At 70.7% G+C, this 22,908-nt stretch carries 20 protein-coding genes and 1 pseudogene; 12 read left to right on the forward strand and 9 right to left on the reverse strand.

Annotated features, from left to right (window positions below; translation table 11 throughout):
• The first annotated feature begins 118 nt into the window (after window positions 1-118).
• A complete protein-coding gene (hemC, locus tag ACFVHO_RS32680; protein ID WP_385722635.1) occupies window positions 119-1,054 on the forward strand; it encodes a hydroxymethylbilane synthase in 936 nt (311 codons plus the stop codon).
• On the opposite strand, the gene ACFVHO_RS32685 is transcribed toward hemC, so the two are convergent.
• From ACFVHO_RS32685 to ACFVHO_RS32710, 6 genes are all read right to left on the reverse strand, one after another.
• On the reverse strand, window positions 1,048-2,145 hold the full coding sequence (locus ACFVHO_RS32685; protein ID WP_385722638.1) for an LLM class flavin-dependent oxidoreductase: 1,098 nt from the start codon (window positions 2,143-2,145) through the stop codon (window positions 1,048-1,050). The genes hemC and ACFVHO_RS32685 overlap by 7 nt on opposite strands.
• A 129-nt stretch (window positions 2,146-2,274) precedes the next feature.
• Complete coding sequence (locus ACFVHO_RS32690) at window positions 2,275-3,156, reverse strand: phytanoyl-CoA dioxygenase family protein (RefSeq protein WP_385722640.1); 882 nt, start codon at window positions 3,154-3,156, stop codon at window positions 2,275-2,277.
• A 47-nt stretch (window positions 3,157-3,203) separates the two neighbouring features.
• The gene (locus ACFVHO_RS32695; protein ID WP_385722643.1) at window positions 3,204-3,953 is read right to left on the reverse strand and encodes an iron-containing redox enzyme family protein; all 750 of its coding nucleotides are present in this window, start codon (window positions 3,951-3,953) and stop codon (window positions 3,204-3,206) included.
• Between the two features lie 55 nt (window positions 3,954-4,008).
• The gene (locus tag ACFVHO_RS32700; protein ID WP_385722646.1) at window positions 4,009-5,325 is read right to left on the reverse strand and encodes an acetyl-CoA carboxylase biotin carboxylase subunit family protein; all 1,317 of its coding nucleotides are present in this window, start codon (window positions 5,323-5,325) and stop codon (window positions 4,009-4,011) included.
• 32 nt (window positions 5,326-5,357) lie between these two features.
• The gene (locus tag ACFVHO_RS32705) at window positions 5,358-6,452 is read right to left on the reverse strand and encodes a DUF1611 domain-containing protein (RefSeq protein ID WP_385722648.1); all 1,095 of its coding nucleotides are present in this window, start codon (window positions 6,450-6,452) and stop codon (window positions 5,358-5,360) included.
• A 61-nt stretch (window positions 6,453-6,513) separates the two neighbouring features.
• A complete protein-coding gene (locus ACFVHO_RS32710) occupies window positions 6,514-7,755 on the reverse strand; it encodes an acetyl-CoA carboxylase biotin carboxylase subunit family protein (RefSeq protein WP_385722651.1) in 1,242 nt (413 codons plus the stop codon).
• Between the two features lie 577 nt (window positions 7,756-8,332).
• On the opposite strand from ACFVHO_RS32710, the gene ACFVHO_RS32715 reads away from it, so the two are divergent.
• The 4 genes from ACFVHO_RS32715 (at window position 8,333) to ACFVHO_RS32730 (ending at window position 11,732) form a co-directional block, all read left to right on the forward strand.
• Window positions 8,333-8,836 carry a flavin reductase family protein gene (locus tag ACFVHO_RS32715; RefSeq protein ID WP_385722654.1) on the forward strand — a complete coding sequence of 168 codons (504 nt, stop codon included), beginning with the start codon at window positions 8,333-8,335 and terminating at the stop codon, window positions 8,834-8,836.
• 145 nt (window positions 8,837-8,981) lie between these two features.
• Window positions 8,982-10,343: a 3-phosphoshikimate 1-carboxyvinyltransferase gene (gene aroA, locus ACFVHO_RS32720; protein ID WP_385722656.1), complete on the forward strand. Its 1,362-nt coding sequence runs from the start codon at window positions 8,982-8,984 to the stop codon at window positions 10,341-10,343.
• 2 nt (window positions 10,344-10,345) lie between these two features.
• On the forward strand, window positions 10,346-10,534 hold the full coding sequence (locus tag ACFVHO_RS32725; protein WP_385722695.1) for a hypothetical protein: 189 nt from the start codon (window positions 10,346-10,348) through the stop codon (window positions 10,532-10,534).
• A 724-nt stretch (window positions 10,535-11,258) separates the two neighbouring features.
• The gene (locus tag ACFVHO_RS32730) at window positions 11,259-11,732 is read left to right on the forward strand and encodes a LuxR C-terminal-related transcriptional regulator (RefSeq protein WP_385722658.1); all 474 of its coding nucleotides are present in this window, start codon (window positions 11,259-11,261) and stop codon (window positions 11,730-11,732) included.
• A 10-nt stretch (window positions 11,733-11,742) separates the two neighbouring features.
• Here the strand turns inward: ACFVHO_RS32730 and ACFVHO_RS32735 are convergent, their stop codons facing one another.
• The gene (locus ACFVHO_RS32735; RefSeq protein ID WP_385722661.1) at window positions 11,743-12,102 is read right to left on the reverse strand and encodes a winged helix-turn-helix transcriptional regulator; all 360 of its coding nucleotides are present in this window, start codon (window positions 12,100-12,102) and stop codon (window positions 11,743-11,745) included.
• 90 nt (window positions 12,103-12,192) lie between these two features.
• Between ACFVHO_RS32735 and ACFVHO_RS32740 the strand changes: the two genes are divergently transcribed.
• The 5 genes and pseudogenes from ACFVHO_RS32740 (at window position 12,193) to ACFVHO_RS32760 (ending at window position 17,344) form a co-directional block, all read left to right on the forward strand.
• Window positions 12,193-13,488 (forward strand): MFS transporter, encoded by a 1,296-nt coding sequence (locus ACFVHO_RS32740; protein ID WP_385722664.1) that lies wholly within the window; start codon window positions 12,193-12,195, stop codon window positions 13,486-13,488.
• A gap of 138 nt (window positions 13,489-13,626) precedes the next feature.
• Window positions 13,627-14,268 (forward strand): annotated as a pseudogene (locus tag ACFVHO_RS32745) (ATP-binding cassette domain-containing protein); the annotation flags it as partial.
• A gap of 89 nt (window positions 14,269-14,357) precedes the next feature.
• Window positions 14,358-15,152, forward strand: a complete 795-nt coding sequence (locus tag ACFVHO_RS32750) for an ABC transporter permease (RefSeq protein ID WP_385722667.1) — start codon at window positions 14,358-14,360, stop codon at window positions 15,150-15,152.
• 17 nt (window positions 15,153-15,169) lie between these two features.
• Window positions 15,170-16,687, forward strand: coding sequence for a sensor histidine kinase (locus ACFVHO_RS32755; RefSeq protein WP_385722670.1), 1,518 nt, complete (start codon window positions 15,170-15,172; stop codon window positions 16,685-16,687).
• Window positions 16,688-16,699: 12 nt separating this feature from the next.
• Window positions 16,700-17,344, forward strand: coding sequence for a response regulator (locus ACFVHO_RS32760; RefSeq protein WP_385722672.1), 645 nt, complete (start codon window positions 16,700-16,702; stop codon window positions 17,342-17,344).
• Between the two features lie 105 nt (window positions 17,345-17,449).
• Here ACFVHO_RS32760 and ACFVHO_RS32765 read toward each other — a convergent pair whose 3' ends face one another.
• Window positions 17,450-17,884, reverse strand: coding sequence for an SgcJ/EcaC family oxidoreductase (locus ACFVHO_RS32765; protein WP_385722675.1), 435 nt, complete (start codon window positions 17,882-17,884; stop codon window positions 17,450-17,452).
• Between the two features lie 452 nt (window positions 17,885-18,336).
• On the opposite strand from ACFVHO_RS32765, the gene ACFVHO_RS32770 reads away from it, so the two are divergent.
• Complete coding sequence (locus tag ACFVHO_RS32770; protein ID WP_385722678.1) at window positions 18,337-19,749, forward strand: PP2C family protein-serine/threonine phosphatase; 1,413 nt, start codon at window positions 18,337-18,339, stop codon at window positions 19,747-19,749.
• Window positions 19,750-19,894: 145 nt separating this feature from the next.
• On the opposite strand, the gene ACFVHO_RS32775 is transcribed toward ACFVHO_RS32770, so the two are convergent.
• Window positions 19,895-21,394 (reverse strand): hypothetical protein, encoded by a 1,500-nt coding sequence (locus ACFVHO_RS32775; protein ID WP_385722680.1) that lies wholly within the window; start codon window positions 21,392-21,394, stop codon window positions 19,895-19,897.
• 234 nt (window positions 21,395-21,628) lie between these two features.
• On the opposite strand from ACFVHO_RS32775, the gene ACFVHO_RS32780 reads away from it, so the two are divergent.
• Complete coding sequence (locus ACFVHO_RS32780) at window positions 21,629-22,813, forward strand: aminoglycoside phosphotransferase family protein (RefSeq protein ID WP_385722683.1); 1,185 nt, start codon at window positions 21,629-21,631, stop codon at window positions 22,811-22,813.
• Window positions 22,814-22,908 lie beyond the last annotated feature (95 nt).

Raw genomic sequence — 22,908 nt, forward strand, 5'->3', positions numbered from 1 at the left:
CGCGCGTGCGCCGGAGTATCCCAGCCTCCAGCGGGCACATCAACAGCTCGGCCGCGTAACCCAGTTGGCGCAGGCTCCGATGCGGGGCGGCCGCCGCTCAGGGCCTATGGTGGACGCCATGTCCGCTCCCGAGCTGATCCGCATCGTCTCCCGCTCCTCCCCCATGGCGCTCGCCCAGGTCGAGCGGGTACGCACCGAACTCGCCGCCCGCCACCCGGGCATCCGCACCGAGGTCCTGCCCGTGACCACCTCCGGGGACCGGTGGATGGGCGACCTGGCCCAGCTCGGCGGGAAGGGCGCGTTCACCAAGGAGGTCGACGCGGCGCTGCTCGCCGGTGAGGCGGACCTCGCGGTGCACTGCGTCAAGGACGTACCGGCGGACCGGCCGCTGCCCGCGGGCACGACGTTCGCGGCGTTCCTGCGGCGCGACGACATCCGGGACGCGCTCATCCACCCCAAGGGCCTGACGCTCGACGAGCTGCCTCCCGGCACCCGCATCGGCACGTCCTCGGTGCGCCGCATCGCGCAGCTCTCCGCGTCCCACCCGCATCTGGACTGCGTACCGATGCGCGGCAACGCGGGCCGCCGCCTCGCGAAGCTCGCCGCCGGGGACGCCGACGCGCTGCTGCTCGCGGTGTCGGGTCTTGAACGCATCGGCGCGACGGAGCACATCTCCGAGGTGCTCTCCGTCGAGGCGATGTGCCCGCCCATCGGCGCCGGGATCCTCGCCCTGCAGTGCCGTGAGGACGACACGACGACGATCGACGCGGTGAGCGGGCTCGGTGACCGCGACGCCTGGCGGGAGGCCACCGCCGAGCGGATGTTCCTGCACGTGCTCCAGGGGCACTGCAACTCGCCGATCGCCGGGTACGCCCGCAGCGAGCCGAGCGGCGACCTGTCCCTGCGCGCCCGGGTGTTCACGCCCGACGGCAAGACGGTCCTGAACGCCCACGAGTGGGCCGGACCGCTGGACCCGGCCACCCTCGGCACGTCGGTGGCGGTCACGCTGCTGCGTCAGGGGGCACGCGAACTGATCGACTCGATCGCTCACTGAGAGCGGTCGGCGGGCGGCCCGGCGCGTTCGTACTGGCGCAGCAGCGGCAGCACCCGGGTGTAGAAGATCCGCATCTCCTCCCGGGTCGGCCAGCCGGAGAAGATGAACTCGCTGATCCCGGCCTCCTTGTACTGGTGGAGATACGCCGCGACTTCCTCATAGCTGCCCACCACACACAGGGCCGGCCCGCCCCGATAGGCCACGGCACCGGAGTACAGCATCGGAGAGAGCCAGCCGGATTCCGTGGACTCGGCGAGCTGGAAGGACGTGTTCACCGCCACGGAATCCGAGGAGGCCACGGCGGCCGCGATCCGATTGCGGTGTTCTTCGTCGGGATCGCGCATCATGTCGGCGAGATCCGCCAACGCCTCCGCACGGCTTTCCCTCGCCAGTACGTGCATGCGCGTTCCCACACGGCCGCCCTCCGTCAGGACGAGCTTCGCCGCGGCGGCCAGTCCCTCGGGGGTGTCGCCGTATCGCAGCCAGCAGTCGCCGTGGTCGAGTGCGGTCCGCTGTGCCACGTCGGACGCCCCGCTGATGTAGATCTCGGGGCGTCCTCCGCCCTTGTATCCCAGGCCGATCTGCGCGTCCTTGATGCGGTAGTGCTCGCCCTCGTAGGACAGCGGGGTCTCGCCGCGCCAGAATCGGTGGAGGATCTCCAGGAACTCGTTGGAGCGTGCGTAGCGCTCGTCGTGGGCGAGGAAGTCTCCGTAGTACGCCTGCTCCGCCGGGGAGGTACCGGCGACCACGTTGAGGGATATCCGCCCGTCCGACATCCACGAGACCGTGTTGACCACCTGGGCGAAGAGCGTCGGTGGGAGCAGTCCGGGACGGTAGGCGAGGAGGAACTTCACGCGCTCGGTCCCGCGGACCAGGGCGCCGAGCATCGGGAGCGGATCAGGCATGTGGAAGCCGATCCCCATGAGGAGCGAGTCGACGCCCAGGCGGTCGGCTTCCTGCGCGAAGTCGAGGATCCCGTCGAAGTCGAGCTGGCCGATCCGGTATTTCCCCGACGCCTTCTGTTGCCCGCTGAGCGGCGAGTTCCAGTGCACTCTCAGCTCGTTCGAGCCCGGCTGTGGTTGGCTTGGCAAGCCGCTGGCGTCCACGTTCGTACCTTCCGATCGATCACAATCCGTTGGTCTTGCTCCGTCAGGACCCGTGCGGTTCCCCCCACCAGGCAGGCGCGGACGACCGTCACGTTCGGCGTGCTCATGGGGCTGTCACTTCGCCTCTTCCAGCGTCGCGTACCCCGTGCTCGCCGCGGTCGTGGTGGTGTTGGCGCCCTCCTGGAGCTGGAAGAGCGAGCCGAAGGGGCGCTCCGCGAGCGGGAGTCGCCACACCCCGGCCTCCACACGTGCCGTGTCCGACACGCTGCCGCGCAGCAGCTTCACCCCGGGCTCGTTGTGGCCGGCGTGCGCACCGAAGTGGATCGGGTAGGCGTCGGCCGCCCGGTAGGCGGGCAGGTAGGCGCGGCGATACCGGTCGGAGCGGTTCGGCGACGAGTAGTGCAGGAGCAGGCAGTGGATGAAGATCACGCTGCCGGCGGGCGCCTCGATGGGCACGGCGAGCTCCGGGCCGGGGGCGTCGGCGCCCGCCACCTTGCCGCGGAAGTAGCCGTCGACGTAGTGGTCGGCGAGGCCGCGCCGATGCGAACCGGGGACGGCCTGGAGGGCGGCGTTCTCGGTGGTGGTGTCGTCGAGGTAGACGAGGGCCGTCACCAGGTCGGTGTTGGTGTGGGGGTAGTAGGCGAAGTCCTGGTGCCACTCCACGACACTGCCCACGTGCGGGGCCTTGAGGTGGAGCTTGCTGTAGTGGAACAGGATGTCGGGGCCGATGAGTGCCTCGACGTGGTCGAGCAGCGCGGGGTGTGCGGCGGCCCGCTCGAACGCGGAGTGCTGCTTGGTGGGCGACCAGATCCGGCGGGCCATGCCGTTGTCGCCCGGCTCCACCTCGGCGACGGAGCCGATGTCGGGGACGTCCAGGATCTCCGTGATGGCGGTGTTGAGCTCGGCCACTTCACTCGGGTCGAAGAGGCGCTCGACGACCGCGAAGCCGTTCTCGCGGTACTCCTTGACGAGCGCGGCCGTGTCGGGTGCGGACATGCGCGGGGTTCCCTCTCTGCTGGGTGGCGTGGGCCGGGACGTGTGGGTCACACGGCGGTCTCGGCGTGCTTGGCGACGGTGTCCTCGTAGATCTCCCGGAAGAACATCGCGAGGATCTCCTGCACGTCGTCGATGTACTTGAACACCTTCTGGTAGTCCTCCTCGCTGAAGATCAGCTGGTGGAGGATGTCCCACATCTCCTGGGAGTGGTCCTCGGAGGTGTCGACGTGGAGGTGGGCGGCCTGCCCCTTCACGTTCTCCTTGCCGAGCCGCTTCTGGAGGTTGTCGACGATGGCCGGCTGGAGCTTCACCTGGGTGTACTCCACCAGGTAGTTGGAGACGACCGGGGCGAGGGCCGACTCGTGTTCCAGGGCGTAGTAGAAGAAGCCCTCGAAGAGGCGGGTGGAGAGGTAGGGCTCGGTGGCGAGGATCTCCTCCTCGGTGACGCCGGCGGCCGCGGCGTCGCTGATGTACAGCCGGTCGTGGAGCATCTCGTCGGCCTGGTACTGCGCGTAGTCGCGAGCGGCCCTGGGCGCGACCTGGGCGATCTTGTGGATGGCCTTGGACTGGCTGACCCGGGAGAGGCGGATCCGCCACACGTGCTCGATGAGGGTGCGGCGGTAGTACGCCCGGTGGAGTTCGGGCTCGCTCAGGTGGGACGCGAAGGGGACGGTGGCCTTCCACTCCGCCATCTTCTTGTCCAGGTAGCGGTCGAGCTCGGCCTTCTTCAGACGGCTCTGCTCCTCGTTGTAGAGCGGCTTCGGGTGGGTGATCCCGGTGTTCTGCACGCGGTTCATCGGGTTCTCCTTCACAAGGTCGACGATCGGTCCTACGGGGTCGGCGGTGGCGGGGTCAGCGGTAGCGGACGTGGAAGTGCTCCGTCGCGTGTCGGTCGAGGAAGTCGGTCTCGGCTTCGAGGCGGTCGGCCGCCACGTCCCACAGGGCGTCCATCAGGCAGATCCCCCGGTCGGACGCGTCGAGTTCGGTTCCCGCCGCCACGTGGACGCGCAGGATCCGGGGCGGGCGGGTGGGCGGCTCGAAGCGGATCGTGTCGACGGTCCGCCCCTTCTCCCCGTACTTGCTGAGGAACACGGTCGCCCGGGTGGGCGCGCCGGTGCGCAGGGCCTCCACCTGAGAGGCCTGGGCGAGCCGGTCGTGGAAGGCGTCCCGCTCGGCGTCGGGCAGCAGCAGGGACCCGGTCCACAGGTCGAGGAGGGACTGCCCGGTGACGGCCTGGACGCTGGGGTTGATGAGGCTGCCGCCCATCCGGGGGTTGATCTCGATGATCTCCCAGCGCTTCCTCGACTCCCAGTACTTGACCTCGACGTGGAAGGCGCCGTCGGTGAGTCCGTGCCCCGCGAGGGCGGCGAGGCAGCGGGTGACGTGGTCGGCTCCCGCCAGGACGAGTTCACGGTCGAGGCTCACGGGCGGACTGACCGACATCCCTTCCAGGACGGTCCGTTCCAGGCGTTCCACGCGGGCCTTCTCGTGGACGCACAGGTGGTGGATCCGGCCGTCGAGGAGGAACGTCTCGAAGCTGAACTCCGGGCCCTCGACGTACTCCTCGACCAGGAAGTCGTACCGGTCCATGAAGATCGCCTTCATGCGCCGGTCGGAGCGCATCTGCTCCTGGATCGCGGGCAGGTCGGCCAGGTCGTCGATGTCGTCCAGGACGAAGGTCGCGAAGGACGAGGCACCGCGCACCGGCTTGACGAACCAGCGGGCGGAGGCGTCGAGTTCGGGGGTCACGCCCGGGGCGACGCGGTGGAGCCTGACCTCGCTCAGCCCCTCGGCGAAGAGGTGGCGGCGCAGTTCGTACTTGTCGAGGCAGAGGCGGAGCGCGGGCTCGGCGCAGTCGCGCGCGCCGAGCCGCCCGTTGAGCTCGGCCATCAGGAGCCGGTAGCCCTCGAAGGTGGCGAGCGCGGCCTCGACCCGGTAGCCCCGGTCGGCGAGTTCGCGAACGGCCTTCTCGACGTCGCCGGAGTGCAGTTCGGGTTCTTCGGTGACCACGCAGTCCGCCAGGTGGCGGCGGCTCGCTTCCAGGACCTCCGGCATCTCCGGCCGGGAGCTGAGGGCGACCAGGGACAGGCCGAGCCCGGCGGTGGCCGCGGCGACCTCCTCGGTGTACGACTTGCCCTGGTGCATGAGGAGCAGGATCGCTTTCTTCATCTGTGCGTCTCCTCGGAGTCGCGGGGCCGTCCTCATCGCCGGCGGGCCAACTGCCGGGCCTGGGTCTCGCGCCGGTGGGCGCGCAGGATGTCCACGAGCTGGGCGGCGCCGCCCTCGCGGACCGGGTCGACGACGGGCAGTCCGGTGTCGGCCTCCAGCTTCTCGGCCTCTCGGCGGTAGTCCTCCTCGGTGTAGCCGACGCTGTTGACGCTGACGGCGGCGACCTTGGCGGGCCGCTCGAAGACGGTGAGCTCCTCGTTCATGCGGATGAGCTCGGGGATGGGGATGATGGGCGTCTCCCAGACCTTGGTGCGCTCGGCGCCGAGGCGGTGGCAGAAGACGAGGGCGTGCGGCAGGGCTCCGTGGAGGATCGCGAGCGCGACGCCGCTGAACCCGATGTGGTTGAGGGAGCCCTGCCCCTCGACGACGACCCATTCGTTGCCGACGGCGGCCTCCATGACGACGTGCTCGACCGCGCCGGCCATGAAGTCGCCGGCCACGCCGTCGACCGCGACGCCGTGCCCGGAGATCAGCATGCCGCTCTGGCCGGTGGCGGCGAAGCCGGTGGGGATGCCGCTGCGGTTGGCCTCGTGCCAGATCTGCAGGGCGGCGGTCTTCTTGCCGATGTTGGAGTCGCTGCCGCACGTGTGGACGACCCAGGTGTCCAGGTCCAGGACGCGGGCCCTGTTGAGCGGCACCGCCGGGGCGTCCTTGGTCTCCCAGACGGTGATGCCCCGCTCACGGACGGCACGGGCGATGTCCGGGTCGTCGGTGAGGCGGTAGTGGATCGAGTTGATCAGGTGGAGGCCGTTCCTGACGGCCGCGACAAGGTGCGGCTTCCAGCCGGAGGGCAATTCGGCGGAATGCAGTCCCTTGCCGATGACCATGACCTCGGGGCGCAGCGGCAGCGCGTGCTCGACGCGGCCGACGATCGGGATCGCGCCGCCGTAGCCGAGGACGTCCTGGACGGTTCGGCCGGCCTTGCGGCTGTCGATCACGGCGACGCAGCGGTCCCCGCGGTAGCGGATCAGCGAGGCGGCGATCTTGCTCGTGAAGAGTCCGAAGCACCCCTCGGCGAACAGTACGAAGTTCTTGTCGACCAGCTCCGTATGGATCAACTGATCCACGTCTTCCTCCACAAACTCGATGGTTCGATTTCCGGTGGCACGAGATGGTTCGGGCGTCGCCCTACGGGACACGCTCGGTCGTCAGGCGGAACTGCGCTCGCGCTTGGCGCACGGCCTGCTCGATCTGCTCCTGGGTGCCTCCCCGGAAGAGGAAGCGACCGCCCTGGAGCGTGGCGTACGAGCCGGGCCGGGAGACCAGGACCTCACCCGCCCTCGGCACCAACTCCCGGTACACGTAGGGCACTTCACCCAGGAGCGAGCTGGCGGCGGTGACCTTCTGGGGCAGCGGCTTGGGGCCCGGGACGATCAGCCAGCCACCGCTCAGGTCCGGGTCGGGGACCGGTGGGTCCACCGGGCGGTCGAGCAGCACGTCGACCCACAGCCGGAAGAGATTCACGCCGTGCACGTCGTGGATGACGTACGGCACTTCGGCGCCCGGCACCCGGGCTCCGACCTCCAGGAACACCAACTCGTCGCCGGTGTCGAAGAGTTCGAGGTGGAAGGCGGAGCTCCGCAGGCCGAGGGCGGTCAGGCACCGCAGGGCGAAGTCCTCGCAGCGGCCGCGCACCGCGGGGTCCGTCTGAAAGACGGAGCCGAGCGGTTCACCCACGAGCTCGAAGTCCAGGCACGTGGAGACGTAGCGCGAGGTGCACAGGAACAGCGGTTTGCCCGCGGCGTCCAGGACGCCGTCGACGTGCAGGATCTCACCCCGTACGAACTCCTCGATCTCCAGGTCGTGCAGGCTCCGTTCGGCGCACAGGGCCCGCAGCTCCTCGGCCGAGGCGATCTCGCGCACCCCCTGGCTGGACGCCCCCCGCACCGGCTTGACGATCACGGGGTAGCCGAACTCCTCGGCGGCCGCGAGGAACTGCTCCTCGGTGCGGCAGGACGCCCAGCGTGGTACTCGGACGCCGGCCCGCGACACCGTCTCCTTCATGACGGTCTTGTCGCGGAACCGGGAGGTCTCCTCGGGGTTCGAGCCCGGGATGCGGTACCGCTCGCGCAGGGTCGCCGCGAGGTCGAGGAGCATTTCGGAGAAGCCGATGACGTGGTCGAACGGGCCTTCGTCGCACACGACGGCGTCGACGAGCCCGAGGACGCCGTCCAGGTCGCCGAAGTCCGGTACGACGTGGACCCGTTCGGCGTCGGCGGGCACTCCGCTGCGGCCGCCCTCGTCGCAGACGTACGTGACGCGGTCGGTCTCCGGGCGGAAGACGATCTCGGGAGCGGCGAGGCGGTTCTCCCAGCGCCGCTCGTCCTCGTACAAGGGCCAGCGGTTCAGGAACAGGATGGCGCCGGACATGGATGTGTCCTCACGGTTTACAGAATGCATGAATGTGCCCGGCCTCGGCGGCCGGTCGACGGCGGCGACGGCGGGCCTTTCGGAACCGAAGAATGAACCCGGACCTGAATCCCGGGAACGGCCCCCAACGCGTCGTTCGCGCTGCCTCAGCCTGGCATGGGGCCGACCTGGTCAGAATAGGACCTAAGTCCCAGCGCCCCCCGGCAGCAGGTTCGCGAGCGCGCGGCGCACCCGGTGTCGGGACAGCGGCATGGCGATCCGTGTGTCCAACTGGCCGGTAACGGCGGCAAAGAGGGTCCGGACCGCCTTGTGCCGGAAACGCCATGGGCAGATGGACCTATTGCCCGCGCATCGCGCGGGACACAAAACTCTTGTCGCGCCCCCACCGCCGGAGGAGATCCGTCTGCGCGCCAGGAAGCCATTCCCCGAACTGCCGCACCGACATCGAAGCGCCAAGCGGTGGGACGACATTTTCCCGCTCCGTGGATATCGCCGATATCGCGCGCAGCGGGGACACGGCCCTGCAACTGGGCTTCGAAATCTGACTTCATTTCACGGGACAGGTGGTGGTGCTGCCGTGGCGCACGCGACAGAAACGGTACGGCGGGCGAGCTCCGAGGAGTTCCGGGCCGCCATGGCCCGGTTCGCGGCCGGGGTCGTGGTGGTGACGACTCTGGGCGACGGCGGGTCGCCTCGCGGCTTCACGGCGAGTTCCTTCTGCTCGGTGTCGCTGCACCCGCCGCTGGTCCTGGTCTGTCTGGCGAACTCGGCCGACTCCTTCGGGGCGTTCGCCTCCTGCGGGCACTTCGCGGTGAGCGTGCTTGGCCCCCAGCACAAGCGGCTGGCGGAGCGGTTCGCGACCAAGGGCGCCGACAAGTTCGCGCCGGACGGCCTGTCCCGTACGCCCGGCGGACTGCCGACGGTGGCGGGGGCGCTCGTCGAGCTGGACTGCGAGGTGCACGCCCGGCACCCGGCCGGCGACCACATGATCCTGATCGGCCGGGTATCGGGCGCGCGCCTGAGCGAGGGCGCGGGGACCCCCATGGTCTATTACGACAGGTCCTTCCGGCTCCTTGCCTGAGAAAGCAAAGAGGCGCCCCGAGATCGGGGCGCCAAGCGGTGGGACGACATTTTCTCGCTCCGCGGACATCGCCGGCCCGGACGTCAGAGCGACATCGCTAATACAGGTATCAGACGGCGAATGACGGCAAACGGGAGATACAAGGATGCTGCTGCAGGTTGATCCGGTCGATTCCTTTTCCGGAACGTTCCGCGTCCCCTCTTCGAAACCGGAGACGCAACGGGCCATTCTTACCGGCACACTGGCCGAGGGTACGTCACGGGTATTCAACGACCTCCGTTGCGACGAGACGGAGACCATGAAGGACGCCTGCCGTGCCTTCGGCGCCAAGATAACCGAGCACGACGGATTCCTGGAGATCCAGGGCATCGGACAGTCGCTGCCGCACATCCGGCGCGTCATCCAGTCCCGTGGCTCGGGTCTGGTGTTCCGCATCGTGACGGCGCTGGCCTCCGTACAGCCGTCGCCGGTCGTCGTGACGGGCGACGCGACGCTGCGCAACCGCGTGATGGAGCCCCTGCTGCAGGCACTGCGCGAACTCGGCGCGGACATCGAGTCGATCGTCGGCGAGAACAAGGCGCCGATCGTCAACTGGGGACGCGGACTGAAGGGCGGCACCTGCCGACTGCCGGGCGACATCAGCTCGCAGTTCATCACCGCCATCCTGTTCGCCGCGCCGCTGGCCGAAGGACCGGTGGAGATCGAGGTGACGGGCGAGGTCTATTCCCAGTCGTACATCCGGCAGACACTGGCGAGCCTGACCGACGCGGGCATCAAGGTCTCCGCGTCGGAGGACCTGCGTCACTACGAGGTGGAGCCCTCCGCCTACCAGGCCCAGGACGTCACCACGCACGAGGACTACACCTCGGCCTCGTATCTGCTGGCCGCCGCCGCGCTCTTCCCGGGCCGGACCGTCCTGAGCAACGTGTACGGCGACAGCATGCAGGGCGAGTTCGCGATCGTCCCGATCCTGGAGCGGCTCGGGGTGAGCGTCACCTTCGACCGGTCCACCTCGTCGCTGACCGTCGACAACCCGCCGGGCAGCCTGTGCGGCGACTTCGAGGTGGACGCGCGGGACTGCCCGAACATCGTGCCCACGCTCGCCGCCCTCGGGGCGTACGTACAGGGGAGCCTGCGGGTGACCGGCGGTCGTCTCACCCGCTTCCACAAGGCGTCGCGCATCGAGGCCATGGCCGCCGAACTGACCCGCGCGGGCGTGGACATCGAGGTCCTGTACGACGACGGGATCTGCGACGGCTTCGAGGTTCGCGGCGCGCGGACGTACCCCGGCGGAGTGACGCTGTCCAGCTGGGGCGACCACCGCATCTTCATGTCGCTGTTCGTGGCGGGCCTGCGGATGCGGTCCGCCAACCGGTTCTCTGGCTTCGAAGACGTCCGGCTGTCCTTTCCCACGTTCCTCGAGGAGTTCGCCAGGGCAGGGGTACGGGCCACGGCCGTCGAGAACGAGTCCGAGGAGGAGAACGCACCCGCCGAGACCGTCGGCTGACCGTGGCAGAGGAGTCGGCGCGCGGGCTGGACCTCACGCCCGCGCGCCCCGTCCGACTGCGCGCCGACGTCTCCGGGGTGCCTCGCTACGTCCCCGGCCGCGCCGCGCCCAGCGCCCTGGTGGACAAGTTGTCGTCGAACGAGAACCCCTTTCCTCCGCACGCTGCTCGTCTGGGCCACCGGGGCAACTGAGGCGGCGGGAGTCATGGTGCGCCCCTTCGGCGACGAGGGGGTACGGATCACCGTCGGCACTCCCGAGGAGAACGACCGTCTGCTGAAGGTCGTGGGCGACTGGCGGGTGTAGGTTCCCCGGCGCAGCCCCCGTCCCGTCCGCCGCGTCTTCGCCGGCAGCGTTGGACAGACCTCAGAATTCCGTCGACGGCCTTGGACGGACCCCGGAATTCCGTCGACTTCTTTGGACAGAGCCTGGAATTTCGTCGACAGCTTCGGACAGATCTCGGTGCAAGAAATCCAAGATTCAACCGAGAAACCCTAGCCAATTGCCCGCACAAGCGTGTAGCTTTTAGCCACGCTTGAGCAGTTTCTATCTAGACCTCAAGCGTCAAGAGGGACACCGTAGTCGGCCGACCGCGTGCCGCTTTCCAGTCGTCCTTCCCATTCTTTGCGACGTTCTCATTTTCGTCCAAGAACGATCCGGCATGCTCACACGGGGGATATTTCAATGAGCTCATGCCCATATGCGTTTTCCATCGATCAGCGCCCCTTGGCCTGGTCCCCTCGCCCCACGTCACGCCCGACCCCTTCTCCTTCCATGCCTTCCCCGGCGGCCACGCCGACGTCCCGCGCTCCAGGGCCCGCACGGCCCGGCTGGGCAAGACGCCCGGCCGCCTGCCGTGGATGACGTCCTTGGGCATTTTTTCTCATGCCCCTGGGAGAGGAAAGGAAGAGGCAAGACGTGGAAGATCCAGCGGACACAAAGCTCACCTGCCGTGAGTCGGATGTACTCCGCCTGCTGGCACTGGGGTTGAGCAACCGGCTCATCGCCCGGGAACTCGACATATCCGAGAAGACCGCGAAGAACCATCTCAGCAGCATCTACGTGAAAATCAACGCCACCGACCGCACTCAGGCCGCTCTCTATGCCCGACACGCCGGCCTGATCAGCCCCGGGGAAGCGGCCCTGTCCGCTCCGGCGTCCATTCCCGTCCCCTTGGGAGACGCGCCGCCCGGCGGCCCCACCCTCACCGCACGCGAGCAGGGCGTACTCCGCCTGCTGGCACTGGGGTTGAGCAACCGGCTCATCGCCCGGGAACTCGGCATATCCGAGAAGACCGTGAAGAACCATCTCAGCAGCATCTACGTGAAGATCGGCGCCACCCACCGCACCCAGGCCGCCCTCTACGCCCAATACGTCGGCCTCGTTTCCTGAGCCGACCACATCAGAGAGTCGACTGACGGGCCCTCGCCGCCTCGATGTCCGGGACGTGCTCCTCGGCCCAGCGTCGTACGGCACGGAGCGGGACGAGCAGGGAGCGGCCCAGCGGTGTCAGGGCGTACTCGACGCGAGGCGGGTTCTCGTCGTACTCGTGACGGCTGATCAAACCGTCGGCTTCCAGGGAGCGCAGCGTTTCCGTCAGGACCTTCGGGGTGATGCCCCGGATGTGCCCCTTCAGTTCGCTGAAGCGGCGAGGCCCGTCGTCGAGCGCGTTGACCACGAACACGGTCCAGCGGGCGCCGATGCGGTGCAGCACCGTGCGGCTCGGACAGGTCTCCGCCATCACGTTGTAGGCCTTGCCCATAGCTGCTCCCAGTTTCGTTGAAGCACCGGGGCCTCGACGCAGGCACGCACCCGAGCACACGCCATCACCCAGAGCCGGAGGAACAGCCCGTTGGACACCAATGAGCAGCGCCAGCAGAGCGAACGGACCGCGACGGCGGCCGCGAAGGGCGCCGGAGGAGGGTTACAGGCCTGGCTGGTGGCCCGCGGCCTCATACCCGAGACGAGCCCCAAACGTGTCTTCGCCGCCGCGACCTTCGTCAACCAGACAGGCAAGGGCCTCTTCATCGCCGGGGCCGCGTTGTTCTTCACCCGCTCCGTGGGCATCCCGGTCTCCCAGGTCGGCTTCGCCCTGGGCGCCGCCGCCCTGATCGGACTCGTCGCCGGCATCCCCGTGGGCCGCCTGGCCGACCGGCGCGGACCGCGCGAGGTCTTCCGGTTCTCGGTGATCGTGCAGGCCCTCGCCGTCGCGGGACTGGTCTTCGTGCAATCCCTCCTCTCGCTGATCGCGTTCGTGTGCGTGGTCGAGCTGGCCACCTCGGCCGGTACGGCGGCCCGCGGCCCGCTGACCCGCACCCTCGGCGCCCCGAACCCCACCCGCTACCGCTCCTACCTGCGCGCCCTCAACAACATCGCCGTCGGCTGCGGAGCCCTCGCGGCCGGCGTCGCCGTCCAGTTGGACACCAGGACCGCGTACGTGAGCCTCATCCTCGGCACCGCCGCCACGTTCCTCGCCTCCGCGGCCCTCGCCTCCCGCATCCCGTCCGTGTCGCCGCTGGCCGCCCCGGCCGAGGGCAGCCGCTGGCCGGCCCTCAAGGACAAGCCGTACGTGACGCTCACCGCCCTGGACGGCATCATGACCATCCAGAACCAGGTGCTGATCTTCGCCCTACCGCTGTGGATCATCGGGCACACCGACGCGCCGCGCTGGTTCGTCGGCGCGAGCGTGGCGGTCAACACCGCCCTCGTGGTCTGCCTGCAGGTACGGGTCAGCCGCGGCGTCGACAACAACAAGGCCGCCGGGCGGGTGGCACGCCGTGCGGGGGTGGCGTTCCTCCTCGCCACAGCCCTCATCGCGACGGCGGGCGGCGCGCCCGGATGGGTCGCCGTGGTCATCATCGTGCTCGGCGTGGTCGTCCACACCCTGGGCGAACTGTGGCACGCCGCCGCCTCGTTCGAGTTGTCCTTCGGGCTCGCCCCGGAGCACGCACAGGGCCAGTACTCGGGTCTGTTCGCCATCGGCCAAGGCCTCTCCAACGCGATCGGCCCGCCGATGCTCGGCCTGCTCTGCCTCGGCTGGGGCAAGCCGGGCTGGCTCGTCGTGGGAGTTCTCCTCCTCGTCGTCGGCCAGTTCGTACCGCTCGTCGTGAACTGGTCCGACCGCACCCGCGTACACAGCCCCGGCTGAGCGCGCGGGTGCGGTCGGGACGCTCCGTTCCTGGGGGGAAACCCCCAGCTCAGTCGGAGGAAAGCCGCGTTACGGCGGTGCCTGCCCCAGACCTAGCGTGAGCGACATGACAACGCCAGGTTCGCGGCAGGAGTGGTGATGATCGAGGTCAAGGGCCTGACCAAGCGGTACGGGCCGAACACCGCCGTCGACGCGCTGAGTTTCGACGTGACGCCCGGAGCCGTGACGGGCTTCCTCGGGCCGAACGGCTCGGGCAAGTCGACCACCATGCGCATGATCATGGGCCTCGACCGGCCCGACGCCGGGCAGGCACTGATCGCGGGCCGCCCCTACGGGGAACTGCGGCGCCCGCTGCGCGAGGTGGGCGCGCTCCTCGAAGCGCGCACGTTCCACCCGGGCCGCAGCGCGCGGGCGCATCTCTCCGCCCTGGCCGCCGCTGGTGACATCCGGCCCGCGCGTGTCGACGAGGTCCTCGCCACCGTCGGCCTGAGCGATGTCGCCGGGCGGCGCGCCGGAACGTACTCGCTCGGCATGGCCCAGCGGCTCGGGATCGCGGCCGCGTTGCTCGGCGACCCCGGCGTGCTGCTGTTCGACGAGCCGGTCAACGGGCTCGACCCGGAGGGCGTGCGCTGGATCCGGGATCTGATGCGGTCGCTGGCCGCGGAGGGCCGCACGGTGCTCCTCTCCAGCCACCTCATCGGCGAGATGGCCCTCACCGCCGACCACTTGGTGGTGATCGGGCAGGGGCGGCTGCTCGCGGACACGTCCGTGCGGGAGCTGACCGGGCGGGGGCGGTCGCTGGAGGAGGCGTTCTTCGCCCTCACGGAAGGCGCGTCCTCGTACCAGGGAACGCCGGAGAGGAACCCCCGATGACCGCCCTCACCGCCCACGCGTCCACCGGGCGCTCCGCCCCCTTCGCGCGTGCCGCCCGCATGGAGTGGATCAAGCTCCGCAGCCTGCGCTCCACGGCGTGGGCGCTGCTGCTCACCGTCGCGGGCATGATCGCCGTCGGTGTCGTCACGATGGCCAACACCGAGGCGCCGTCGCCCGCCGACGCCGCCCGGTTCGACCCGACGAACAACGTGCTCGCGGGCGTCGCGCTCGGCCAGCTGGTCGTCGGCGTACTCGGCGTCCTCGTCGTCACCGGCGAGTACGCGTGCGGCTCCATCCGCGCCACGCTCGCCGCGGTCCCCGACCGGCGCACGATGCTCGCGGCCAAGGCGGCCGTGTACGGCACCGTCACGCTCGTCGTGGGTGAGGCGGTCGCGCTCGTCACGTTCTTCGCGGGCCGCGCGGCCCTGGCCGAGGGCGTGCCGCGCCCCGGCATCGGCGACCCGGGCGTCCTGCGGGCGGTGCTGCTCTCCGGCGCCTATCTGAGCCTCGTCGGGCTGCTCGGCATCGGCATCGGGGCCCTGACCCGGCACACGGCGAGCGCCGTCGCCGCGCTCGTCGGCGTCACCTTCGTACTGCCCGCGGTCATCGGCGGCCTCTCGGGCCCGACCGTCGCGAAGTTCTTCCCGACGATGATCGCCGGGAACTCCCTGGCCGTCGCCAAACCCGTCTCCGACATGCTCGCGCCCTGGACCGGCTTCGCCGTGCTGTGCCTGTACGTGGCCGTCACCCTCGGCGCGGGCGCCAGGCTGCTGGCCCATCGCGACGCCTGACAGGGAAAATGATCACCATGCACGACTCCCCAAGACCCACCCCGCACGGCTCTCCCCGCCCCACCACGCACGATTCCCCCCGGCCCACCCCGCGCCCCACACCCGGCGCACCCCTGGCACGCGTTGCCACGGCCCTGCGCGCCCCGCTCACCCGTCGCGCCTGGGCCGAGGCGGCGTACTGCCTCCTCGCGTTCCCGCTGAGTCTGGCGGGCGGTGTCGTGCTGCTCGTGTTCCTCGCGCTGGGCGCGGGTCTGACGGTGTCCCTGGTGGGCGCGGTGATCGGCGTGCTGGTACTCGTGGGGTGCCTGTGGCTGGCGCGGGGGCTCGGCGGGCTGCACCGGGGGCTGGCGTCGGGGCTGCTCGGCGAGCGGGTGCCGGGGCCGGTGCCCCCGCGCCCCGGCTCCGGGTTGTTCGGCCGCGTCGACGCGCGGCTGCGGGACAGCGCGGGCTGGCGGGCCGTCTGGTACGTCCTGGCGAAGCTGCCGGTGGGCGCGCTCGGCATGTACGCGGTGCTGTTCTGGGGCACCGGCCTCATCAACCTCACGGCGCCGCTGCGGTGGGGCGTGTTCGGGCAGCAGGCCTCGCCCGCCGACGGGGGCGGCATGCCCGTGGTCACGCCGGTTCCGGTCGGCGGCTTCGACGTGCACACCTTCGCCGGTACGTTCGTGGCGGTCCCGCTCGGCCTCGCGCTGCTGCTGCTCGCGCCCTGGACGACGCGGCTCGTCGTGGAGGCCGACCGGCGGCTGCTGCGCGCCCTGCTCGGGCCCGGCCTCGCGGCCCGCGTACGGGACCTGGAGGAGACCCGGGCCCTGGCGGTGGACGACTCGGTGGCGCTGCTTCGCCGGGTCGAGCGCGATCTGCACGACGGCGCGCAGGTGCGGCTCGTGGCGGTGGCCATGAGCCTGGACATGATCAAGGAGCGCCTCGGCGAGCCGGACGGCGGGGGCCGGGGCGGAACAGGTCAGGGAGTCCAGGACCGGAGCGACCAGGCCGACCCGGCCGGCCAAGGCACCGCACGCCCGCCCATCGACCTCGACCGCGTACGCCAACTCGTCGACGGCGCGCACCGCAACGCCACCGAAGCCCTCACCGAGCTGCGCGACCTCGCCCGGGGCATCCACCCGCCGGTCCTCGACGACGGCCTGCCCGACGCCCTCGCCACCCTCGCCGCCCGCAGCACCGTGCCCGTCGAACTGACCACGGACATCCCCCGGCGCCCGACCCCCGCCATCGAGACCATCGCGTACTTCTGCGCGGCCGAACTCCTCACGAACGTCATCAAGCACAGCGGCGCGTCCCAGGTCGTGATCACGGCGACCCAGGTCACGGCCGATGACGGTGGGAGCGGCGCCGACACCGGCGGGGTGCTGCGGCTGTGCGTGACCGACGACGGGCGCGGGGGTGCCTCCCTCGGCGCGGGCAGCGGCCTGATCGGTTTGACACAGCGGGTGCGCACGGTCGACGGGAGCCTGCGCGTGGACAGCCCCGAGGGCGGGCCGACGACGGTCGTCGTCGAGCTGCCGCCGCACGCGTGAGATCATTTCGACATGCGTGTCGTAATCGCTGAGGATGCCGCTGTCCTGCGGGAACTGCTGGCCCAGATGCTGGTGGAGCGCGGCCATGAGGTGTGCGCGGCGGTCGGCGACGCGGACGCGCTGCGGGCCGCCGTCGCCGAGCACCGCCCCGACGTCACGGTCGTCGACATCCGGATGCCGCCGTCGCACACCGACGAGGGCCTGCGCGCCGCCATCGACATCCGGCGCGACCACCCGGGCACCGGCGTGCTCCTGTTCTCCCAGTACGTCGAGACGAAGTACGCCACGCGGCTGCTCGCGGCCGGGTCGGCGGGCGTCGGCTATCTGCTCAAGGACCGGGTCGCCAACATCGCCGAGTTCACCGACGCGCTGGCCCGGGTCGCCGACGGCGGCACCGCCCTCGACCCCGAGGTCGTCACGCAGCTCGCGGGCGCCAGTCGGCGCGCGGCCGAGCTCGCGCCGCTCACCGCGCGCGAGCGCCAGGTCCTCTCGCTGATGGCGGAGGGCCGCTCGAACGCCGCGATCGCCCAGACCCTCGTGGTCTCGGCGGGCACGGTCGAGAAGCATGTGGCCGCGGTGTTCGACAAGTTGGGGCTGCCCGCGTCGCACGACGCCAACCGGCGGGTCCTCGCGGTGCTGCGCTATCTGCGCGACTGACGGACCGGTCCGGGGCGCCCCGGACCGGACCCGCCGTACCCGTCACCGCCCGCGAGGCGAGACACCACCCCCGTGTGTGTCCCGACCCGCGGGCGGACGTCCGGCTCAGGCAGCGGGCGGGGCGTCCACGGCGGCGTTCTGGCCGACCACGATCTTCCAGCCGTCCCGCTGCCGGGCGATCACGTAGGTCGTCGCGCCGTGGGGGCCCGCGACCGGGTTCCCTGAGCTGTCCGTGGGGGTCTGCCGTACGTTCACGCCGATCACCTCGGGCGCTATTTCGAGGAGCTTGACCACGTCGTAGCGGGCGTAGGAGTCGCGCAGGAAACCCTTCATCGCGGGCCCGCTGAACTCGGTGACGGCCGCACGGCCGTCGAGGCGCGTGCCCACGGCGTTGGTCCAGGACGCCTCCTGGGCGAACTGCTCCCCCAGGGCGATGGGGTCATGGGCGTTGAAGGCCTTCTCCAGATCCTTCACCACCGCCGTCACCGCCGCCTGGGTCTCTGCCGTGATGGCCCCCACCACGAGGATCTCGTTCGTCATGACCGCGCCCTTTCGTCATCCGGCCGGACCGACCGGATGTTCGTCACCGGATCCCTCCGGGGCGACGTGTCCGCCGCCATCAGCAACTCAACAACCTCAAGCGGACTTGAGGTCAACCGCGCCCCCATTTCCGCCCGTGAGAGCGAGCGACGAACCCTCCATGTCAGGCACTGCCACCGCAAGGACAGCGACATATGCCAGAAGCACCACCGCATCGGGTGTTGCCAAATCCCTTACGAGCATGGGCGCGCTGTGCCAGAGTCGTTAGCGGTCGAAGAGTTGTCACTGAAGTCAGTACGGAACCGACACGCACGTCACCCCCATCACGCGCGTACGTCACGTACCCGACGCACGAAGACCAGTACGAACGCCACACCGCTACCGGTCGAGGAGCCATGGCCGGCCATCCCCACAGCAACCCCGGTCGCATCGCATCGTCAACGGAGCACCCCATGCCGTCCCATGTGTTCGCGGACCGCCCCGACCGGCCGCAGGAGCACGACGCGGTCGACGCGCTCATCTCGCAGACGCGCCGACTGCGGGGGGAGGTCGACGCCGTGCGCCGCGAAGCCGTGGCCGACCACAGCGACCCCACCGGCCGCTGGCAGCGCGCCCTGTGCGAACTGGCGGTCCATCAACTCAACGACCTGCACGGACACTTGGCCCAGCTGCGGGACGGCCCGCCGCGCACCCACACCCCCGAACCCGGGCCCGCGCGGCCGGAGCCGCAGCAAGGTTCACTGCTCAGCCGGGTCGGCAGCGCCGAGTGGAACCTCCTCACCGACGAGGCCAACTGGTCCGGCGAGCTGTTCCAGATCCTCGGCAGGGACCCGTCCGCGCCGCCCCTCTCCCTCGACGAGCTGCCCTCCCTGGTCCACGCCGACGACCAGCCGATGCTGACCGTGATGGTCACGGACTGCCTGGTCGACGGCAAGCCGATCGACGGCGAGTTCCGCATCGTCCGCCCCGACGGCGCCGAACGCCAGGTGCACATGATGGGCGAGCCCGTGCTCGCCCCCGACGGCTCCACCGCCTCGATGTGGGCGGTCCTGAGAGACGTCAGCGAACTGCGCCGCAGCCAGCGCGTGGTGCGCGAGACCCGGGACTCGCTGCAGCGCCAGCGGCACATCGCGCAGACCGAGCACCGCCTCGCGGTCGAACTCCAGGAAGCCGTGCTGCCGCCGTGGCGCGGCTCCCTGCGCTTCCCGCACGGCGGCTCCACGAACCTGGACCTCGCCGCCCACTACCTCCCGTCGTCGTCGACCGCCCTGATCGGCGGCGACTGGTACGACGCACTGGAACTGGCCGACGGCCGCACCCTGCTGAGCGTCGGCGACCTCACCGGCCACGGCGTCACGGTCACCTCCGGCATGGCGATGCTCCTCGGCGCCCTGCGCGGCATGGCCGTCGCCGGAGCCGACCCGGGCCGCCTCATGGGCTGGCTGAACCAATTACTCGACGCGTCCGTGCAGCCCGCACTCGGCAGCGCCGTCTGCTGTCTGTACGACGCGGCCGAGCACACCCTCACCTGGGCGCAGGCGGGACACCCCGCCCCGCTGCTGTTCCGCGACGGGACGGGGCGCGCGCTCACACCACCGGACGGCGTGCTCCTCGGTGCGACGTCCGGTGCCGCCTACGAACAGGCCGAGGAGCGACTCCGCCCCGGCGACCTGCTGTTGCTGCACACCGACGGCCTGGTGCCGCGGCGTTCCCGAGAGGCCGCGACGCACCGGCTGCTCGCCCTGGCACCGCGCTTCGCCGACGCGAAGGTGGCGCAGGACTGTGTGCGCATCGCTGTCGAGGAGTTCGGCGTGACCTCGCGCGAGGACGACGCCTGCCTGCTGGTGGCCAAGGTCGAGGCCTAGCCCCGCACGCTGCCTGGGACCTGGCAGGACTCAGCCCGCCTGCTCGTGGCCGATTCCGGGGACCGGACCGGGTACGCGGCCGAAGACGAAGACCTAGCCACGACTTCGTCACCGCCGTATCCACCGGCCCCGCACCGGCCGTGTGCTATGCCCGGACCCACTTGCCTCCCCCCGGCCGCCCCGCCGCCTTGGGCAGCGCCTGCTTGATCTCCGCACGCAAGTCCTCGATCTTCGGATAGCCCGCGTACTGACCGGTGAGCCGGTACATCTCGCGCAGCCGGTCCCAGGTGCGGTGCGAGGAGTTGGCGCCCATCGACACCAGCGCCAGGCGCGCGTACCGGTCGGCCTGCTCGGGGTCGTCGGCGATGAAGCAGGCCGACGCCAGCGAGATGTAGTCGAAGATCGTCGAGCGGTCGCGGCCCTTGGTGCGCAGTTCGATGGCCTCCTTGGCGTAGCGCTGGGCGAGCTGCGCCGCGGCCGGCTCGTGCTCGGCGAGGGTGCGGTACGCCAGGGCCTGCATGCCGTGCAGGTCCGCCTCGTCGAACATCTGCATCCAGCTGGGCGGTGGCACGTCGCCCTTGTCGGAGACGAACAGGTCCTCCGCCCGGCCGAGCGTGCGGCGCATGGCCTGGCCCTTGCCCATCGAGGCCTGGGCCCAGGCCTCGATGGTGTGCAGCATGGCCTGGGTGCGCGGCAGGGTCTGCTCGCCCGAGCCGGACTTGGCGAGCTTCATCAGGTCGAGCGCCTCGTCGGGCTTGCCCAGGTGCACCATCTGGCGTGCGGCCCGGGACAGTGCCTCACCCGCGCGCGGCCGGTCGCCGCCCTCTCTCGCCGCGTGCGCGGCGATCACGAAGTACTTCTGGGCGGTGGGTTCGAGGCCGACGTCGTGGGACATCCAGCCCGCGAGGACGGCGAGGTTGGCGGCGACGCCCCACAGGCGCCGCTGCAGATGGTCGGGGTGGCGGTAGGCGAGCATGCCGCCCACCTCGTTCAGCTGCCCCACCACGGCCTTGCGTTGCAGGCCGCCGCCCCGGGACGCGTCCCAGGCGCGGAACACCTCGACCGAGCGCTCCAGCGCCTCGATCTCCTGGGACCCGATGGGGGCGGCCTCGTAGCGGTCGAATCCGGCGGGGTCGGCGTGCAGGGGATCGTCGGTGCGGGGGGCGTCGGCCTTCAGGGTCGGATCGGTGTGCAGCCAGTCGTGCATGGCGCTGCTGAGTGCGGAGCCGGCGGCGAGCGCGGCACCCGCGCCCACCAAGCCGCGTCGGTTGAGCATGAGGTCCATTCCCGTGAATTCGGTGAGGACCGCGGCGGTTCGCTCGGGCGCCCACGGCACGCCGTCGGGGTGCTCTGTGCTCCCGTCGGCGCGCTGTTTGCCTACGCGCCCGTGCCGGACCAGACCGAGGTCCTCGATGGTCACGACACGACCGAGACGCTCGGTGAACAGAACAGCCAGGACCCTGGGTACCGGATCGCGCGGGATCTCTCCCATGTCGATCCAGCGCCGCACCCGCGAGGTGTCGGTGGCCAGCTGCGGATGACCCATCGCAGCCGCCTGCCGGTTCACCATTCTGGCGAGTTCGCCCTTGGACCAGCCCGCGAGGCCGAAGAGATCCGACAAGCGGGTGTTGGGTTGTCCGTTCACGTCAAGCCCCCAGGTTCTCGGCTGAATTGACAGTAACCGTCTGTCAGTTGCTGAGCGACTATTCGCCAGGGTTCGCCAGGGTGCGCCACATGGTGTGCCACGGGCTCACGGGTGTCAGGTAGGAATGCGCCACCCCGACCCGGCCGCCTCAAGGCATTCCCCAGGGTGCACCCACAGCGGCCGGGGCGGGAGGGCGCCGCAACTCGCTGGCACACGAAGGGATCTGTATCGCCCATGTACGCAGCATCGTCCTCCGTGTCCGCCCCGCCTCGGCCGCTGCGCCCGCACCCCTCCTCCCGCGGCACGGCCCGCGCGGCGGAGGTCCCGCTGACCGGCGGCGGCCCCTATCTGGCCCCGGCGCGGACCACGACCGCGCCACTCGGCACCGGCCGGCCCCGGCGCGTCCCGGCACCCGGCACCGGACCGCTCAGCGGGAGACTCGACCTGTCAGGCCCACAAGGAGCGCAGCTGCGCACCGCGATCGCCTCGGTCCACCGCATCTGCCCGGAGTTCCAGCCGGTGCAGGTGCTGCGCCGCAGCGGGCGCACCGTGCTCCTGGTCGGCACGGCCGGCCGCGCGACCGTCGTCGCCAAGTGCCTGCTCGACAACTCACCCCTGTGGGCCGAGCGCATCAGGCACGAAATAGCTGCTTACCGCTCGTTCGTCAGGCACCGTCCGCCCGTGCGCGCGCCGCGGCTCATCGCGGCCGACCCGGACGACTGCACGCTGGTGATCGAGCGGGTTCCGGGCCGGGTGGCCGCCCTGCAGCGCCACCCCGCGGACGCCCCGCCGCGCGCGGACGTCCGGGCGGCGCTGAGCGCCGTCTGCCGCCTCAACCAGTGGCGGCCGCCGCAGGAGATGTTCGGCAGGCCGCTGGACTACGGCCGTCGGATCTCCCGCTGCCACGAGCTGGGGCTGCTCACCGACCGCGACATGGGCGACCTGCAGAAGCTGCTGCACGGGATAGCACACGCCCACCCGTCGGGTCCGCAGCTGACCTGGCAGTTCTGTCACGGTGAGGCGCTGCTCTCGAACGTGCTGCTCTCCCCCGCCGGTCCGGTCCTCGTGGACTGGGAGCACGCGGGCTGGTACCTGCCGGGCTATGACCTGGCGACGCTGTGGTCGGTGCTCGGTGACTCCCCCGTGGCGCGCCGCGACATCAGCCAGCTCGCCCAGGCGGCGGGTCCCGCGGCCCGCGACGCGTTCCTGGTCAACCTGATGCTGGTGCTGACCCGGGAGATCAGGATGTGCGAGACAGCCGTGCAGCGGACGCTGCACGAGACGGCCCCGACGGCATCGGGCCAGGCTCACCCCGGCGCCGCGCCGTCCGGGGAGGAACAGCGGCTGCTGCTGCGGCGGCTGCACGACGACTGCCAGATGGCCCGCAGGGCCGTGCGCGCGGCGGTCGGGACCCGCTGACAGGGGGAAGGCCCGCGGTGCGCCCTGAGCGGCGGCGCACCGCGGGCCCTCGGGGCGGGCCGTGCCGACGGGGCCGTGCCCTCACCCGCCGGGGG

It is taken from the genome of Streptomyces sp. NPDC127108 (genome assembly GCF_042677545.1).
GTDB lineage: Bacteria > Actinomycetota > Actinomycetes > Streptomycetales > Streptomycetaceae > Streptomyces.